General features: G+C 40.1%; 12 protein-coding genes and 1 tRNA gene. All 13 read left to right on the top strand.

Annotated elements, in window-relative coordinates; translation table 11 throughout:
* Window positions 1-502: 502 nt before the first annotated feature.
* Window positions 503-1090, top strand: coding sequence for a hypothetical protein (locus H515_RS0103335; protein WP_025875486.1), 588 nt, complete (start codon window positions 503-505; stop codon window positions 1088-1090).
* Window positions 1091-1563: 473 nt separating this feature from the next.
* Window positions 1564-4173 (top strand): DNA gyrase subunit A, encoded by a 2610-nt coding sequence (gene gyrA / locus H515_RS0103345; RefSeq protein ID WP_025875490.1) that lies wholly within the window; start codon window positions 1564-1566, stop codon window positions 4171-4173.
* A 68-nt stretch (window positions 4174-4241) separates the two neighbouring features.
* On the top strand, window positions 4242-5504 hold the full coding sequence (locus H515_RS0103350; RefSeq protein WP_025875492.1) for a tetratricopeptide repeat protein: 1263 nt from the start codon (window positions 4242-4244) through the stop codon (window positions 5502-5504).
* 70 nt (window positions 5505-5574) lie between these two features.
* Window positions 5575-6687 (top strand): tetratricopeptide repeat protein, encoded by a 1113-nt coding sequence (locus tag H515_RS0103355; protein ID WP_025875494.1) that lies wholly within the window; start codon window positions 5575-5577, stop codon window positions 6685-6687.
* Window position 6688: 1 nt separating this feature from the next.
* Window positions 6689-7888 (top strand): tetratricopeptide repeat protein, encoded by a 1200-nt coding sequence (locus H515_RS0103360; protein WP_081410112.1) that lies wholly within the window; start codon window positions 6689-6691, stop codon window positions 7886-7888.
* Entirely contained in the window at window positions 7875-9191 is a 1317-nt protein-coding gene (locus H515_RS0103365; protein WP_025875498.1) for a DEAD/DEAH box helicase, read from the top strand. Before H515_RS0103360 ends, H515_RS0103365 begins: the two co-directional genes overlap by 14 nt.
* A gap of 201 nt (window positions 9192-9392) precedes the next feature.
* A complete protein-coding gene (serC, locus tag H515_RS0103370; protein ID WP_025875500.1) occupies window positions 9393-10463 on the top strand; it encodes a 3-phosphoserine/phosphohydroxythreonine transaminase in 1071 nt (356 codons plus the stop codon).
* A 78-nt stretch (window positions 10464-10541) separates the two neighbouring features.
* Complete coding sequence (locus tag H515_RS0103375) at window positions 10542-11459, top strand: NAD(P)-dependent oxidoreductase (protein WP_025875502.1); 918 nt, start codon at window positions 10542-10544, stop codon at window positions 11457-11459.
* 93 nt (window positions 11460-11552) lie between these two features.
* Window positions 11553-12800, top strand: a complete 1248-nt coding sequence (locus tag H515_RS0103380) for a DUF1015 domain-containing protein (protein WP_025875504.1) — start codon at window positions 11553-11555, stop codon at window positions 12798-12800.
* 35 nt (window positions 12801-12835) lie between these two features.
* The gene (locus H515_RS0103385) at window positions 12836-13423 is read left to right on the top strand and encodes an IMPACT family protein (protein WP_025875506.1); all 588 of its coding nucleotides are present in this window, start codon (window positions 12836-12838) and stop codon (window positions 13421-13423) included.
* A 44-nt stretch (window positions 13424-13467) separates the two neighbouring features.
* Window positions 13468-13556, top strand: a tRNA-Ser gene (locus H515_RS0103390).
* Between the two features lie 377 nt (window positions 13557-13933).
* Window positions 13934-16405: a leucine-rich repeat domain-containing protein gene (locus H515_RS13695; RefSeq protein ID WP_154653629.1), complete on the top strand. Its 2472-nt coding sequence runs from the start codon at window positions 13934-13936 to the stop codon at window positions 16403-16405.
* Window position 16406: 1 nt separating this feature from the next.
* On the top strand, window positions 16407-16643 hold the full coding sequence (locus tag H515_RS0103400; RefSeq protein ID WP_025875510.1) for a hypothetical protein: 237 nt from the start codon (window positions 16407-16409) through the stop codon (window positions 16641-16643).
* The last annotated feature ends 366 nt before the right edge of the window (window positions 16644-17009 follow it).

The raw sequence follows: 17009 nt of genomic DNA on the forward strand, positions 1-17009 counted from the left end.
AAGGAGCTGTTGTGAAATCCCATAACAGCTCCTTTTCATTGTGATACGGTTTGATACGACTTGTTATTCAAGATTTTGATCAATGCAATTATGTTGTTTATGAAATGCAATCAAATAGGTCAGCTTTTGAATGGTAAAAGGTCAGCTTTTGAAGCACAATGCCTGACCTTTTGATGTATCACTCTTTTTTCGTTTATGGTCAGTTGTTTGTAAACTTGATTCTGATGAGGTTAGCCTATGATGTTTGTAGTCATGCGCATTCTGAGGCCGTCTTCAATAATGCTGTTGTGAATGCGAGGAACTAGACAATCCAGTCTCGACGTACCTGCTATGTCTTGTAACAGCCAACAATCTCATCTGTCTGTCAATTAAGCAACATTCGTACAAAACTATAATAAAATTGGTTAGCGCCGATAACTACATTTTGTTTTTTATTACTACCAAGCTCTCCGATTTTCATCTTCGTTTTATAATATCTGACTTGTTTCTACGTTGTACAAATATGAGGTACGCTCTATTTCTTGTGCTGTTTCTTAGTTGTTTGAAAGGGTCAGCTCAGGATATCTTCAATCAATCCAACCAGCATTTGAAATTCTCTGGAGTTTCAATGGCATCTCCCTTGTTTGATTTTATTGATACATTGAAGACACAAGGCTATCAGGATGGATTGTCTGCGAAGTGGCACCACCGCGTGAAGGCTAAGTCTTATATGCATGGCAGATTTGAGAACCTCAATTGCATTCTTGAAATTGGTCAGAGTGTTTCTGGTGGTGTTGACACCCTTTGTGTTTATTTTGTCAATATCAACAATCCACTTATCAGTTACAAGATTCTCAATAATTTCTATCGTTCCCGCTACGGGAAGCCTATTTTTGACAATTATTATGCACCGATGGACTATTTCAGTAAAGCAAAGTCACAGTTGGCTACTGATCCATTCATTACTACTTTTTCCATCTCAGGAGGAATTATCCAATTAGGATTGAAATATGATGAAAAATTGAACGATTATGTCTATACCATCCTATTTGTTGATACGTTAAATGCGGCACCTGTCATACCTGATGATGATAGCGTGATTGAGTGGTAGCAAACGGTTCGGTTGTTAATTAAATCAGCGATGTGTGAAAATGTTGAAAATTGATGAGATTCTGGCAAGTAAGTCTATAATGGAAAATTCTTTTTCCACTTATAATGCCAATACTTAAGTTTGGGAAAGGCCTTTTTACAACATCATAAATAGACCATAATGCTGCACCCAATAGTTGTTGTGACTGTTTTGTTTGGCACGAAAATACTAAAAGACAGCTTTGATATAGTTTGTTTTGTGGACAATTTATATTGGCGGACTTATGGTAAAACCTTGCAACTATAACAATCCTTAAAATGGCAATCTTTTTCGCTTTAAGCGATTTGATTGTCATTTTTATTTTGTAATTTTACACCTTGAAAAGAAATCAAAAACAGCTTAAATCGAAGATAAATGGCATTTTGAGCGATTTTATATAACAAATGATGGCTGTTAAGAATAAGTTGTCAAAACAAGATAAATAAAATTATATAATGGATGAAAATCAGACAATAGATCAAGACCGGATTTTGAAAATCAACATCGAGGAAGAGATGAAGAGCTCTTACATCGACTATTCAATGTCGGTGATAGTTGCACGTGCTCTCCCAGATGTTCGTGACGGTTTCAAGCCTGTACACCGCCGCATTCTTTTTGGAATGCGAGGTATTGGTAACTTTAGCAATCAACCATACAAGAAATGTGCCCGCGTCGTTGGTGAGGTTTTGGGTAAATACCATCCACATGGTGATTCCTCTGTTTATGGTGCTTTGGTGCGAATGGGCCAAGAGTGGAATATGCGCTACAAACTTGTTGACGGACAAGGAAACTTCGGCTCGGTTGACGGAGACTCTCCAGCTGCCATGCGATACACCGAGTGTCGTTTGGCAAAGATGGGTGAGCATGTTATGGATGACATCGAAAAAGATACCGTTGATATGGTAAACAACTTCGATGACACATTGAGGGAACCTGCTGTGATGCCTACAAAGATTCCAAATCTGCTCGTGAATGGAGGTAATGGTATTGCTGTGGGTATGGCCACCAACATGCCAACTCACAATCTCGGAGAAGTGATAGATGGATGTTGCGCCTATATCGACAATCCCGAAATATCTGTTGAGAGTTTGATGGAGTATATTCCAGCCCCCGATTTTCCTACAGGTGCTTATATCTATGGTTTGCAAGGGGTGAAAGATGCCTATGAAACGGGTAGGGGGCGTATCGTCATGCGTGCTAAAGCCGAGATTGAAAGTGATGACCAGCACGACAGGATTGTTGTGACTGAGATTCCTTATGGTGTAAACAAACAACAGCTCATAGAATACATTGCTGACTTGGTGAAGGAAGGACGTTTAGAGGGTATTTCGAATGTCAACGACGAAACCGGTCGTCAGGGAATGCGTATTGTCGTTGACGTAAAGCGTGACGCTAACGCCAATATCATTCTGAACAAACTCTTCAAGATGACAGCCTTGCAGAGCTCTTTCTCTGTGAATTGTATTGCATTAGTGAAAGGTCGCCCACGGTTGTTGAGCTTGCATGAATGCATTAAATATTTTGTAGAGCATCGTCATGATGTGACAATTCGTCGTACAAAGTTTGATCTGAATAAAGCGCAAGAGCGTGCCCATATATTGGAAGGGTTGATTATTGCCTGCGATAATATCGACGAGGTTGTTCATATTATCCGTGCCAGCATGACACCGGCAGACGCTCAGGTCAACCTTGAGAAACGTTTTGATTTGGATGAGCTTCAATCGAAGGCTATAGTTGACATGCGCTTGTCGCAGCTCACAGGATTGAGGATGGATCAGTTGCATGAGGAATATGACCAATTGATGCAGACCATAAAGGATTTGCAAGAAATTCTCGACAATCCTGAACGCTGTAAGGAAGTTATGAAAGATGAACTTCTTGAAGTAAAAGAAAAATATGGCGACGATCGTCGCACAGAGATTATCCCTGATGAGCATGAGTTCAATGCTGAGGATTTCTATCCGAACGATCCTGTTGTTATTACTATCAGCCATCTTGGATACATCAAGCGTACACCGCTGGCCGACTTTAAAGAGCAAGCGCGTGGCGGAGTAGGATCGAAGGGAGCTAAAACCCGTGAAAAGGACTTCACGGAATTCATTTATCCAGCCACGATGCACCAGACAATGTTGTTCTTTACCAAGAAAGGACGTTGCTTCTGGATGAAATGCTATGATATTCCAGAGGGTGACAGAAATTCGAAGGGGCGAGCTATACAAAATATGTTGGCACTTGATCCAGACGATAGCGTAAATGCATTCTTGCGTATTCGTGGTCTGGAGGATGAAGATTTCCTCGATAGCCACTATATCGTATTCGTTACCAAGAAAGGTCTTGTCAAGAAGACTTCCTTGCGCGCTTATTCAAGACCACGAACCAATGGTGTCATTGCTATCAATATCAATGAGGGAGACGAAGTGGTTGATGTACGTTTGACAAATGGTAGCAACGAGTTGATTATAGCCAATCGAAATGGTCGCGCATGTCGCTTCAACGAAGACACCGTTCGTTCAATGGGTCGAGTTTCAACTGGTGTACGTGGTATGAGACTGGACGATGACGGGCAAGACGAAGTTGTTGGAATGATTGTCATTAATGATTCTGAAAATGATACCGTCATGGTGGTTTCTGAAGAAGGTTACGGCAAGCGTTCAATGGTAGAGGACTATCGATTGACGAATCGTGGAGGAAAGGGCGTTAAGACCTTAAACATCACGGATAAAACTGGCAAACTTGTTGCTATCAAGAATGTAACGGATGAAAACGACTTGATGATAATCAACAAGAGTGGTATCGTCATTCGGATGTCCGTCGCTGAATGTAGGGTGATGGGGCGTGCAACTCAGGGTGTCCGATTGATCAATCTTGCAAAAAAGAATGATGTTATCGCTTCCGTTTGTAAGGTGATGAGCTCCGAACTCGAAGAACGTATAGAAGAAGAAAGTCGTGCCCAGTGGAATAAATCCAATGAAGAGATAAAAAATAGCTTTGCGGGGGCAACGGATGATTCTGAAGAAAACATTTCCGATTCAGATGATAATATGCCTCCAGTAGATTTTGAATAAAATATTAAACGGTTTTTTGCGTTAATAGTCAAATAAGGAAAGAAAAATAAACCTTTAAATAGAACAAAATGAAAAAGTTAATGATCGCAGCATTGATGTTACTAGGTACATCTGTTGCATTTGCAGGCGATAGCGAGCCACTGAAAGCTATCCTGAAAGCAGGGGATTATGTTACGGCCTCCACATTATTGAAATCAAATTTGTCACAGCTAACTGATAATGCTGAAATAGCCAAAGCTTATAACAAGCTATATGAATTGGCTATGAAGAAAGTCAATGCTGAACAGACTATTCAGATTGAAAACCAAACCCAACAACAAATGGGTAAAGAGGGGAATAAACCTGTTGACGAACCTGGACTTTACGAGTACGTGGATTATGCTTTTAATGCTGGTTTGGAGGCATTGAAATATGACAATATGCCAAATGCAAAAGGTAAAGTAAAACCAAAATTTGGCTCTATTGTGGACCAACTGTACAGGCTTCGTGGTCAATTGATTAATGGAGGCATCTATTTTCAGAATATAAAAGACGAAGTGAAAGCATACAAATTCTTAGCACGTTATGTTGAAACTGCTGATGACCCTATGTTTGCGAAGTTTGACAAGTCACAGGATCAGAATTTGAACGAGATTGCATATTTTGCGTCTTACTATGCATACAAAAACAAGGATTATGCTAATGCAGAGAAGTATGTTGAATATGCAATGAAAAATCCTGACAGGGCAAAGGAAGCACAGCAGTTACAATTGGCAATCTTGGGATCACAATTGACATCTCGTCAGGATTCCATTGCTTACGCAGACAAGTTGGCAGCTATTTATGCTCAGGATCCGTCGAATGATGCTGTCTTGACAACACTTACTTCTACTTATAGTGCTTTGGGAATGCAAGATAAAGCTGACAAGATTGTCAATGATCAGTTGGCAAGAGATCCTAACAGTTTCGGGGCGCTTGTAATGAAGGGCCAGTTTGAGAGTCAGAAGAAAAACTATGATGCAGCTGCAACAGCTCTTAAGAAGGCCTTACCATTGGCAAAGGACGACGATACTCGCATTGCTGTAAATGCATCTATCGGTCAATGCCTGTTCTATAAGGCACAGGGTCGCGTTGCAGAGGTTAAAGGTGTACTGACGCCAGCTGCTCGCGAACAGTTCAATGTTGTCTATAACGAAGCAATTTCCTATTTGGAAGCAGCCAAAAAGATGGATGTTATGAAAGAGAAAAAGAGCTCTTGGGCTTATCCTCTTTATGGGTGCTACTACTTTGTAAAAGGTCCTAAGGCCGCAGAGACTCTCGCAGCAGCCAGCGATGCCGGAGTGGAAAATTAATACTATACTGTTCCCCTTCTTTGTTTTTTCATTCAAAGAAGGGGAATTGTGGTTTTAAACTTTTAGAAAAATGCACAGACTTTTATTCTGCATATTATTGTTTTCAATAAATGTTCTTCATCTTAGTGCGCAGGACAATAGGAAAATAGCAGCTGAAAAGAATCTAAAAGCAAAGGAATCGTACAATCGTGTTCATATTAAATCGAATAGAGATTCTGTGGCATTTTACCGCTCGGTGGTAGATGCTTTTAATTTCACCCTTGAGAGTGATAAATATGACAGAATGCCTAATCGAAAGGGCAAGATTAAGCAATCATTTGCTGAGGAAAATTTAAAGCGTGCCTCTGAGTTGTATCCCATGCTTATAGATGCCGGCATTTATTTGTCAAAGAATGATTACACCCGTTCAGAAGGATTGAGCGCTTTGAAACTTTATCTAAATACAAGGCAGAATCCGTTGATAGCCCACCTGCCAGATGAAAGTGGTACAGTTGCATACTATTTATCCTACTATTATTTGAAGATGCATGACTTTAAAGCAGCAGATGAATATGCCGACTTATCAATGCAATATGATGAGACAGCATTGGAAGCTGCAGAATTGAAAGCCAGGTGTATGCAGGCAAATATGATAACGGAGGAAGATTCTGTGAAATATATTACTGTCTTGGCAAAACTTTATGAGACTGATCCAACGAATGAGACTTATTTTTCATGGATTATGAAGTTCTATCAAAACCCAACTCCTCGTTTTAATATTGAAAGTTTTATAGATCGTCAATTGGAAGAAAAATATAACTCAACCATACCTTGGATATTGAAAGGGGAAATTGCAATGCATGCAAAGCGATGGGATGAAGCAATTGATGCGTATAAGACAGCTGATGAGTTGGATCAAAGTAGTATTCCCGTTGCTTACAATATAGGGGTCTGCTTGAATATGAAAGGCATAGAAGCAAGTAATAATGTATTGGAAAAGAAGCAAAAAGGCGAGTTCGTCTCCGATGATGAATATAAAAATATTTTTGCAGAAGCGCGAACATATTTGGAAAGAGTAAAAGCGAAAGACCCTAGACGAAACAAAGTAGATTGGGTAAGTCCTTTATATATGGTTTATACTGTTTTAGATGATAAAATCAAAGCTGCAGAGCTTGAACCATTAGTAAATAAATATAAGAAATAATTTGAAACGAAATACTGTTATTTTTCTGTTGTTGGTCATTCCATTGGTATTATTTGCTCAAAAAAAGCAAATAATGATAGCTCGCGACCTTGTCAAATCAGGTAAGCATTTGGAAAAAGCCGAGAAATCTATGAGAATTGTGCTTGAAGATTCAGTCAATCGTCACAATAAAAAAGCTTGGATTGTTTTGTGTGAGGCACTTACAAAACAATATGAGGATGGAAATGAAAAGCTGTATTTAAAGCAAAAATATGATACAGCGTCCTTGTTCTCAATTACACAGCGTCTCTATCATACAATGGCAAGTTTTGACTCTATTGATGCGATGCCTGATGCAAGAGGGCGCATCCGTCCTAAATACCGCGAGAAACATGCGAGCTTTCTTAATTCGATACGTCCAAATTTATTCAATGGAGGGGTATTTTTGATGCACAAAAAAGATTATAAGACTGCCTATACCTACTTTGATGATTATATCTTGTGTGCCAATCAACCCCTATTTCATGAGTATAACTACTTGGATGATGACGCTCTGATCCCACATGCTGCATATTGGGCGATGTATTGTGGGTATAAATTACAAGATGCTGGTAAGATATTGAACCACTTGAAGCTTGCAGAACGCGACAGTTCCATGTTGAATTTTGTTCGTCAATATGAGGCGGAAGCATATTTGATAAATAAAGACACTGTACGTTATGTTCAATCGCTAAAGAGCGGCTTTGCTGAATTTCCGAATTTTGTATTTTTTTTCCCGCGACTACTTGAATATTATGCCAGTAGGGGTGATTACAAAACAGCACTACAGGTGACTGAACGCGCTTTGAAAGCAGATTCTACAAGTGTTCTTTTTCAGTTCACAAAGAGTACGGTATTGTTGAATTTAGGCCGTTATGACGAATGTATCAATATTTGCAAGCAATTGATATCACAAAATGAAAACTATGCTGATGCTTATTACAATTTGGGTTTGGCCTATTTTGATCAGGCAATCGAGATGGATAAAGTACAGCAAAGCAAGTCTAAGCGCTTAAAGATAGATAGATTATACGAAAAGGCATTGCCTTACTTGGAGAAGTATAAAGAATTATCACCCAATCAGAAAGATAAGTGGCTTGCACCTCTTTATACAATTTATCTTAATCTGAATATGGGAAAGGAATTTGATGCCATAGATAAATTACGTAATGGAAAAAAATAAAATTTTAGATAAACTGGGGATCGATTTAAGCCCAATGCAGAAAGCATCATGCAAGGAGATTCTCCAGACAAACAAAGATATTGTTCTGCTTTCTCCAACAGGAACAGGAAAAACTTATGCCTATCTGATTCCACTTGTTCAATTAGTTGATGTTCAATCAGATAATGTTCAAGCAGTCGTATTAGTTCCAAGCAGAGAACTTGCAAAGCAAACCATGAATGTCGTAACGGAAATGAAGTGCGGAGTGCGAGCTATGGCTTTGTACGGTGGCAGAAGTACCATGGATGAGCATAGACTTATACGGGACACTAAGCCACAACTCATTTTTGCTACTCCTGGAAGAATAAACGACCACTTAGATAAAAACAATTTTGAGTCATCTGAGATTCAGTTGCTGGTTATTGATGAATTTGACAAATGTCTGGAATTGGGATTTCAAGAAGAAATGCAGCAAACTATGGCTAAACTCCCTTTTGTTAAACGTCGGGTCTTGCTCTCTGCTACCGATTCAGACATTATTCCTGATTTCGTAAATCTTAATCGAGTTACAAGATTAGACTATAGATATGACAATGAAAGCGACGTAACACGAATACATTTTTATCATTTACGTAGCAGTGAGAAAGACAAACTTCACTTGTTGTCACAATTATTATTGCTATTGGGCAATCAGAGCAGTATAGTTTTTTTGAATTATAGAGAATCTGTTGATCGTGTAGCCAGTTTCTTATCTTCGCTGGGTTTCGGCATTGCGGCTTTTCATGGAGGGCTTGAACAGAAAGAGCGCGAAAGTGCATTGTACAAATTCTCAAATGGTTCAGCCAATATATTTATCAGCACCAATTTGGCTGCAAGAGGACTTGATATTCCTGATGTTGATAACATCATTCATTATCATTTGCCAGAAAATGAGGGAGAGTATATACACAGGATTGGTAGAACAGCAAGATGGGACAAAGAAGGGAAAGTTTATTTTCTGTTAGGCCCAAACGAGTTTTTGCCAGAATATGTTAAAGAATCAGTCGATATGATAGAGATTCCAGATAGACTTCCCCCACTAGTGCAGCCTGATATGTGTACATTATATATTGGTAAAGGAAAGAAGGATAAAATCTCAAAAGGTGACATAGTTGGGTTCCTTTGTAAAATTGGAGGTCTGACCAAATCTGAAATAGGGAGGATAGATGTAATGCCTAGATTTTCATACGTAGCAGTGGATAGAAAGAAAAAAAACAGCGTGATAGAACTTACTAAAGGAAAAAAAATAAAGGGACTGAATACCGTCGTGGAAGATGTTTCTTAAAAAAGCTGTCAAGGTGACGTTATTTGCTTTGTTGTTCATGGTTTGATGTCAATTTATTGCTACTTTGCGTTTTTACGAAAAATAACTAAAAACATTTGTTTATATCGATTTTTAGTAGTAACTTCGCAGACAACATAGGATTTTAATTACCTTTTGAAATATAATAACTAATATATAAAAACTTAAATTTTTAATGTCATTATGAAGAAGTACAATTTTGGTGCTGGTCCATGCATTCTTCCACGTGAAGTAATCGAAAAAACAGCAAGTGCTATCTTGGATTTTAACGGTATCGGTCTTTCAGTAGCTGAAATCAGCCACCGCTCAAAGGATTTCCAACCAGTTATGGATGAAGCTAGGGCTTTGGTTAAAGAAGTTTTAAATGTCCCAGAAGGCTATTCTGTGCTTTTCTTGGGTGGCGGTGCGTCACTTGAGTTCTGCATGATTCCTTTCAACTTCTTGGTAAAGAAAGCTGGTTATTTGAATACTGGTGTATGGGCAAAGAAAGCTATGAAGGAAGCTAAATTGTTTGGCGAAGTTGTAGAAGTTGCTTCATCTGCTGATGAGAACTTTACATACATTCCAAAGAATTTCGAAGTTCCAACAGATTTGGATTACTTGCACGTAACTACCAATAACACAATCTATGGTACAGAGTTGCATAAGGATTTAGACGTGCCAGTTCGTATGATTGGCGACATGTCTTCAGATATTTTCAGCCGTCCTGTTGATGTTGCTAAGTATGACTGTATTTATGGTGGCGCACAGAAGAACCTCTCTATGGCCGGTGTGACATTCATTATCATTAAGGATGATGTTCTTGGTCGTGTTCAGCGCGAGATTCCAACAATGTTGGATTATCGTACACATATTAAGAAGGGCTCAATGTTTAACACTCCTCCTGTTGTGCCAATCTACACTGCAATGGAGAACCTCCGTTGGATTAAGGCTAATGGTGGTGTTCAAGCAATGCAGAAGCTTGCTAAGGAGCGCGCAGAAATTGTTTATGGTGAAATCGATCGTAACAAGTTGTTCCATGGTACTGTTAAGTGCGAGGAGGATCGTTCTTACATGAATATCTGCTTTGTTCTCAACGACGAGTATGCTGACCTTCAGGATGAATTCTTCAAGTTTGCAACTGACAGAGGTATGGTAGGTATCAAGGGTCATCGTGATGTTGGTGGTTTCCGTGCAAGCTGCTACAACGCTATGACAATTGAAGGCTGCAAGGCTCTTGTTGAAACAATGAAGGAATTTGAAGCTAAGCACTAATTAACATTAACATTGCAAATGCACGGATAAAGCCATGATTGGTTATATCCGTGTAATTGCGTTATAAAATTTATTACTATGAAGGTTTTAATTGCAACAGAGAAGCCATTCGCTGCAGCAGCAGTCAATGGCATTAGAAAAGAAATTGAAGGTGCAGGTCATGAGCTTGTATTGCTTGAAAAATATACAGAGAAAGCACAGCTCTTGGACGCTGTAAAGGACGTTGATGCAATGATTATTCGTTCTGACAAGGCCGATGCAGAAGTTTTGGCAGCCGCTAAAAACTTGAAGGTGATTGTACGTGCAGGTGCGGGTTACGATAATATCGACTTGGCAGCTGCTACCGAGCACAATGTCGTTGCAGAAAATACTCCAGGCCAGAACTCAAATGCAGTAGCTGAGCTTGTTTTGGGCTTGCTCGTTTATGGGGTTCGTAACTTCTACAATGGTAAGAGTGGTTCAGAATTGAAGGGCAAGAAACTTGGTATTCTCGCTTTTGGTAACGTAGGCCGTAATGTAGCTCGCATTGCTAAGGGCTTTGGAATGGAAGTTTATGCTTTCGATGCATTCTGCCCTAAAGATGTTATTGAGGCTGCAGGTGTTAAGGCTGTAGATAATCAAGATGCACTGTTTGAAACTTGTGACATCGTATCTCTTCACATTCCTGCAACTCCTGAGACCAAGCAGAGCATCAATTATGCACTTGTAAATAAGATGCATAAGGGTGGCATTCTTATCAATACCGCTCGCAAGGAAGTTATCAATGAGGCTGAGCTCATTAAGTTGATGGGAGAGCGCGAAGACTTGAAGTTCATCACTGACATTAAGCCAGATGCTGATGCAGACTTCGCTAAGTTTGAGGGTCGCTATTTCAGCACACCTAAGAAGATGGGTGCTCAAACTGCCGAGGCAAATATCAATGCTGGTATTGCTGCTGCAAAGCAGATCAATGCATTCTTCGCTACTGGTGATAAGAAATTCCAAGTAAATAAATAATTATCAAATTCATATTGCAGATTATTAGGAACTATGCTCAAATAGCAGCAAAAGCCTTGATAATCTGCTTTTATTTTATATCAACAATAAATTATGGCAATAGTAAAACCATTCAAAGGCGTACGTCCTCCAAAGGAGTTCGTAGAACAAGTAGAGAGCCGTCCTTACGATGTTTTAAATTCTGAAGAAGCTCGTGAAGAAGCTAAAGGTAACGAAAAGAGCCTTTATCATATCATCAAACCAGAAATTGATTTCCCTGAAGGAACAAGCGAGTATGATCCACGTGTCTATGAAAAGGCAGCAGAGAACTTTAAAAAGTTCCAAGATAAGGGCTGGTTGGTACAGGATGAAAAGGAGCAGTACTATATCTATGCTCAAACAATGAACGACAAGACCCAGTATGGTATTGTTGTTGGTGCTGCTTGTCAGGACTATGTCAATGGTGTAATCAAGAAGCACGAGCTTACACGTCGCGATAAAGAGGAAGACCGTATGAAGCACGTCCGTGTAAACGATGCTAACATTGAGCCAGTATTCTTTGCTTATCCAGACAATGCAACATTGAAAGAAATCACTACACGCTATGCTGCTACCACTCCAGAATATGACTTTATTGCTCCTATTGATGGTTTCCGTCATCAGCTTTGGGTAGTCTCTGACGATAAAGACATCAAGACCATTACAGAAGAGTTTGCGAAGATGCCAAGTCTTTATATAGCAGACGGCCATCACCGTTCAGCTGCAGCAGGTCTTGTTGGAGGTGAAAAGGCTAAAGCCAATCCAAATCACACGGGTAAAGAAGAGTACAATTATTTCATGGCAGTTTGCTTCCAGGCATCTGAATTGACCATTCTCGATTACAACCGTGTTGTAAAAGATTTGAATGGCATGAGTTCTGAAGAATTCTTGAAAGCATTGGCTAAAAACTTCATCGTTGAGAAGAAGGGTACTGCTATTTACAAGCCAGCTAAGTTGCATGAGTTCTCACTCTACTTGGATGGCGAGTGGTATGCACTTACTGCTAAAGAAGGTACATATGATAACACGGATCCGATTGGTGTTCTTGATGTTGACATCTCAAGCCGTCTTATTCTCGATGAGCTTCTTGGCATCAAAGACTTGCGTTCAAGCGACCGTATCGACTTCGTAGGTGGTCTTCGTGGTTTGGAAGAGTTGAAGAAGCGTGTTGATAGCGGTGAGATGAGAGCTGCTCTTGCTCTCTATCCTGTAAGCATGCAGCAGATTATGGATATCGCAGACAGCGGCAAGATCATGCCTCCAAAGGCTACATGGTTTGAGCCGAAGTTGCGTTCTGGTCTGATTATCCACAAACTTTCATAATGATTGATTGTTGATAAGTAGGCTATCGTCACAACATGACAGATAAGTACAATACTATATCAAATTCAATAAGCGAGGGATTCTACTCTGATAAGCGGAGTAAGTTCCTCGCTTTTGCGCATCATGTTGAGACTGCTGATGAGGCTTTGAGCATTGTCAAGCAATATAAAAAGAAATATTATGATGCGCGTCATTGCTGTTATGCATATCGACTGGGTGCAGAGAGACAGGAGTTTCGGATGAACGATGATGGTGAGCCCTCATCAACTGCTGGAAAACCGATCTTAGGGCAGATTGTCAGTGCAGAGCTAACCGATGTGTTGGTTTGTGTTATCCGATATTTTGGAGGAGTCAAATTAGGTACGAGCGGACTTAACATTGCTTATCGGGAAGCTGCTAAAGATGCGATTGCGCATTCTGTAATCGAAGAAAAATTTGTAGAAGAGCTTATTCACTATTCTTTTTCTTACCCGATGATGAATGATGTTATGAGGATTGTTAAGGAGCTGAATCCGAGAATTGTAGAGCAGAAATTTGATAATACTTGTGAACTCACATTATCCATCCGTCAATCCCTTGCTGAAGAGTTGCGAACGAAACTTAATAAATTGTCTTTCGGATAGATTTGGTGCTTTGATTTTTTTTTATTACTTTTGCCTTCTCATTTGGAAGTATGGCAGAGTGACCGAATGCGCTGGACTCGAAATCCGGTATACGCCTTTCCGCGTATCGGGGGTTTGAATCCCTCTACTTCCGCAAGTTGATAGTAAAATCTATCTAAGAATATTTGATTTTTTTGTTTGAGGCTTAAGTCGTGCGGCTTAAGCCTCAAATTCATATTATGACTTTCTGGTAAAATTATTATAAAAGAGTATTTTGAGAAACAATTAAATATATATAAAAAGGAGCAGAAGTAATTCTTATATTCGATGTTTTAATGTACCTTTGCATCGTATTGTATAAATTACATATTAATCAGTGTTTTGTAATCGAAGAACTTAGGATAAAGAGAGATAAACGTGAAGACAAGCATATCAAGGCATGCGCCTTATCATGCAATCCGTATGTTAGACTGGTCTGAGTGCTTTGCCCCAACAGCATATAATAATACAAAATAATAATTAGTGAATTTTATGAAACAAAATTACAACAACAAGAAAAAGCACCGCAGCGCATGGTTTGCGCTTGTGTTGCTGATGATAACGGCTCTGCCCATCACCGCACAGAACGCGGGCGACAGATTCCAAGTCGATAATGGCTATTGGTATCAGGTTGTAGATGCCACAGCCAAAACCGTGAAAGTGACATACGCAAGCGAAAGGGCGACAAAGCCAGAAGCCAAAAGATTAGAGTTAAAAAGTCCCGAGGATGTTCTCACTATCGAAGACGCTTTGAGAGGCTACAACGGTACGGTGCCAACTACAGAAAAAGATGAATTTGTATTAAAAACAGATTTTCTTGCTACTACTAAAGAAGAAGAACGAAAACATAAAATTAATGTAGTAGTAATTCCGGAAACAGTCAAGTATAACAATATAGACTGGACAGTGGTAGCCATCGGCTCCTATGCATTCATCAATGAAAGGGGAGTTGGTAATGTGGAGCTTCCTGAAACGATAGAAGCCATTGAGGACGCCGCCTTTTATCAATGCAGTGTCACGATGATGAATTTCCCAGCAAATCTGAAGTACATCGGTTGGCGTGCCTTCTACAAAACCAATTTGTCTCCTTATTCCTTTAAGGAAAGTAATAAGAAAAAGAAGAAAATAGCCTATGTTTATTATACGAAATCTAATGAACCTATCAAAATTCCTGGCTCAACTGCCATAGGTCCCCAAGCCTTTGAAGGAAGTTTTTCAACTTCAAAATTTGAGTGTTCAAATATAACATTCGTGGGATATCAGGCTTTCAAGGGAGGCAAATTTGATATAACAACACCCATTCCTGCAACAGCGAAGATTGGTGAACAGCCCGACGATAACAAAATTAAGGCGATGTATGACAACCTGCCCGCAGGCACTGACCAACGTTCGGGCGTGGAATCCTTTACAGAATTCACTGGCAAAGTAAGTTTGGCTGAAGGTCCGACAACCATCCCTGCTGGCATGTTTGAAAAAGCCTTTGAATACTTAAATCCATTTGTTATTCCTTCTTCTGTGACTTCCATAGGCGAAAGAGCTTTCGCAAAAACTGGTATCAAAAGTTTCCAAGGCTTGTCTGCAGTAAAGAAAATAGGCGCAAGGGCTTTCGAAAATTGCATTCAGTCAAGTGACATTCTGATTGGGGAGCAAGCTGAGTATATAGGCGATGGTGCCTTCGCAGGAAATAGCTACCTGCCAGGATTTACCTTGAAGGGCAGTGCCAACTGCAAGATTGGTGCGGGGATTTTTGAGGGCTGTCCCGGATTGGAATATATAGACATACGAAACATGAAACAGGTATCTGGCAATGAAGACTACCTCAAAAATTTGTCGCGTGCATTTAACACCGATGCCAATCCGAACAAGACATTCACGGCAGGACTGCCAACTCACACCGTTGTTTATCTTCCCGATGCAGCGGACATCACCTTTGCAGCAGGTCAGGACGTGAATTTTGTCAAGTTTGACGGTACATGTACCAAGCTGAGCTTGCAGGATCGTGCAGAATATGAGTTCCCCTATGCCATCAAAGCAAGTCAAGCGGTTTACAACAAATGCAATATGACTACTAAAAAAGTCAATATACCGCGTGGGTACAATAATAAACCATTAGATTTTTACCTTTATAATGAAGATAACAACTCCCTGACCTCTTACCGCGACTTCTCTAAGTTTGCTGATGGCAAGCACTGCTTCACCATTTTCCTGCCATACGCCGTGAAATTACCAGACGGCATACGCGCATACAAGTTGGACTATCAGTACAATAAAGATTATTTCACATACGAGCCAGACCTAGAAAACTTTCCAGATTATCCTAACGGTTACCCATTAGATTCAGGTACAGAATTCTATGTTTTCCAGCCAATAAAAGACGGCAGTACGCTCGATGCAAACAGGCCTTATCTCCTGCGCATCACGAATGCAAACAGCGACAACTCTAACTCTAAGGCATTTACGGCAAACAATGTGGAAATAGCTAAGTCACCAACTGAAAAGTTTGAAACAGCAGGAGGACGTTTAAAGCCTATTGGCTTCGACGCCACCAAGCCTGGCCAGTCTTTCAGTTTCCGTGGCAGTACTGAAAAGTTTCCTTTTGAGATTTATGGTGAAGATTATAATAGACAACCTTATGTGCTGAGCATAGCAGAGAAGAATACCATAGAAGGAAAGAAGGAGATTGATGTATGGCAACAAATGAAGAATGGTAAGCCTGAAGGTTATCCTATACCTCCATTCCGTGGTTTTGTTTATCTTATCCCGGGGACTTCAGGTGCCAAGCGGTTCATGGTGCTCTCGGAAAGCAAGCCTACGGGCATTAGTAATGCGACAAATGATGCCGATGCACAACAAGACGTACAGCGCATATACACCATGGACGGTCGCTATGTAGGCACCAACTTCGACAGTCTGCCATCGGGCATATATATCATGAAGGGTAAGAAAACATTAAAAACGAAATAAGATGAACACTGAAGATAAAAATATAAGCAACGCTGCCGGCGACAGACGCACCTACCTCTCGCCACGCACCGAAATCATTACAATGGGTACAAGCAACCTTGTAATGGGAAGTCCCATCGAAATACCAATTGACAGTCCCGGTGCCACTGATGCCAATGGCAAGCAGTGGCAGGGTGACTTCGACTCGTGGGACGAAGTTGATGCCAACCCCTATAAAAAAGCAAAGAGTGTTTGGTAACTCTCGGCATGTGTGCCGAGAATAGTCATGCAACCAGTCATGACATAATACAAAAGTGGGAGGGAAACCAATGTTTCCCTCCCACTTCGTGTTTTATATCCACTCATCTGTTATCGACCAGCATTTAATATCAGCTGCTTTTGTGTGGCATCTCTACTTTACTACCTTTGCCCCAAAAATTATGTTGTCTTATATTAGTGTCCGGTAAAACTTTCCTCTCCAATTCGTTGTAATAAAGAATGCTTATAAAAGTATCATTTGGGGTATTTTTCTTTGAATATTCGGCTAAATTTCATGCAAATAATAGTTTTTAGTAACGGTTACTATTTGAAACAAAAAGTAAGCCCCACTGGCTAAATGTGCCTG

It is taken from the genome of Prevotella corporis DSM 18810 = JCM 8529 (genome assembly GCF_000430525.1).
Taxonomy (GTDB): domain Bacteria; phylum Bacteroidota; class Bacteroidia; order Bacteroidales; family Bacteroidaceae; genus Prevotella; species Prevotella corporis.

What these genes read in the sequence shown, in the direction of transcription:
- H515_RS0103375 (WP_025875502.1), top strand. Translation starts at nt 10,542, where the DNA reads ATGAAGGTTTTAATTGCAACAGAGAAGCCATTCGCTGCAGCAGCAGTC.
- H515_RS0103350 (WP_025875492.1), top strand. Translation starts at nt 4,242, where the DNA reads ATGAAAAAGTTAATGATCGCAGCATTGATGTTACTAGGTACATCTGTT.
- H515_RS0103380 (WP_025875504.1), top strand. Translation starts at nt 11,553, where the DNA reads ATGGCAATAGTAAAACCATTCAAAGGCGTACGTCCTCCAAAGGAGTTC.
- serC (WP_025875500.1), top strand. Translation starts at nt 9,393, where the DNA reads ATGAAGAAGTACAATTTTGGTGCTGGTCCATGCATTCTTCCACGTGAA.
- H515_RS0103335 (WP_025875486.1), top strand. Translation starts at nt 503, where the DNA reads ATGAGGTACGCTCTATTTCTTGTGCTGTTTCTTAGTTGTTTGAAAGGG.
- H515_RS0103385 (WP_025875506.1), top strand. Translation starts at nt 12,836, where the DNA reads ATGACAGATAAGTACAATACTATATCAAATTCAATAAGCGAGGGATTC.
- H515_RS0103355 (WP_025875494.1), top strand. Translation starts at nt 5,575, where the DNA reads ATGCACAGACTTTTATTCTGCATATTATTGTTTTCAATAAATGTTCTT.
- gyrA (WP_025875490.1), top strand. Translation starts at nt 1,564, where the DNA reads ATGGATGAAAATCAGACAATAGATCAAGACCGGATTTTGAAAATCAAC.
- H515_RS13695 (WP_154653629.1), top strand. Translation starts at nt 13,934, where the DNA reads ATGAAACAAAATTACAACAACAAGAAAAAGCACCGCAGCGCATGGTTT.
- H515_RS0103400 (WP_025875510.1), top strand. Translation starts at nt 16,407, where the DNA reads ATGAACACTGAAGATAAAAATATAAGCAACGCTGCCGGCGACAGACGC.
- H515_RS0103365 (WP_025875498.1), top strand. Translation starts at nt 7,875, where the DNA reads ATGGAAAAAAATAAAATTTTAGATAAACTGGGGATCGATTTAAGCCCA.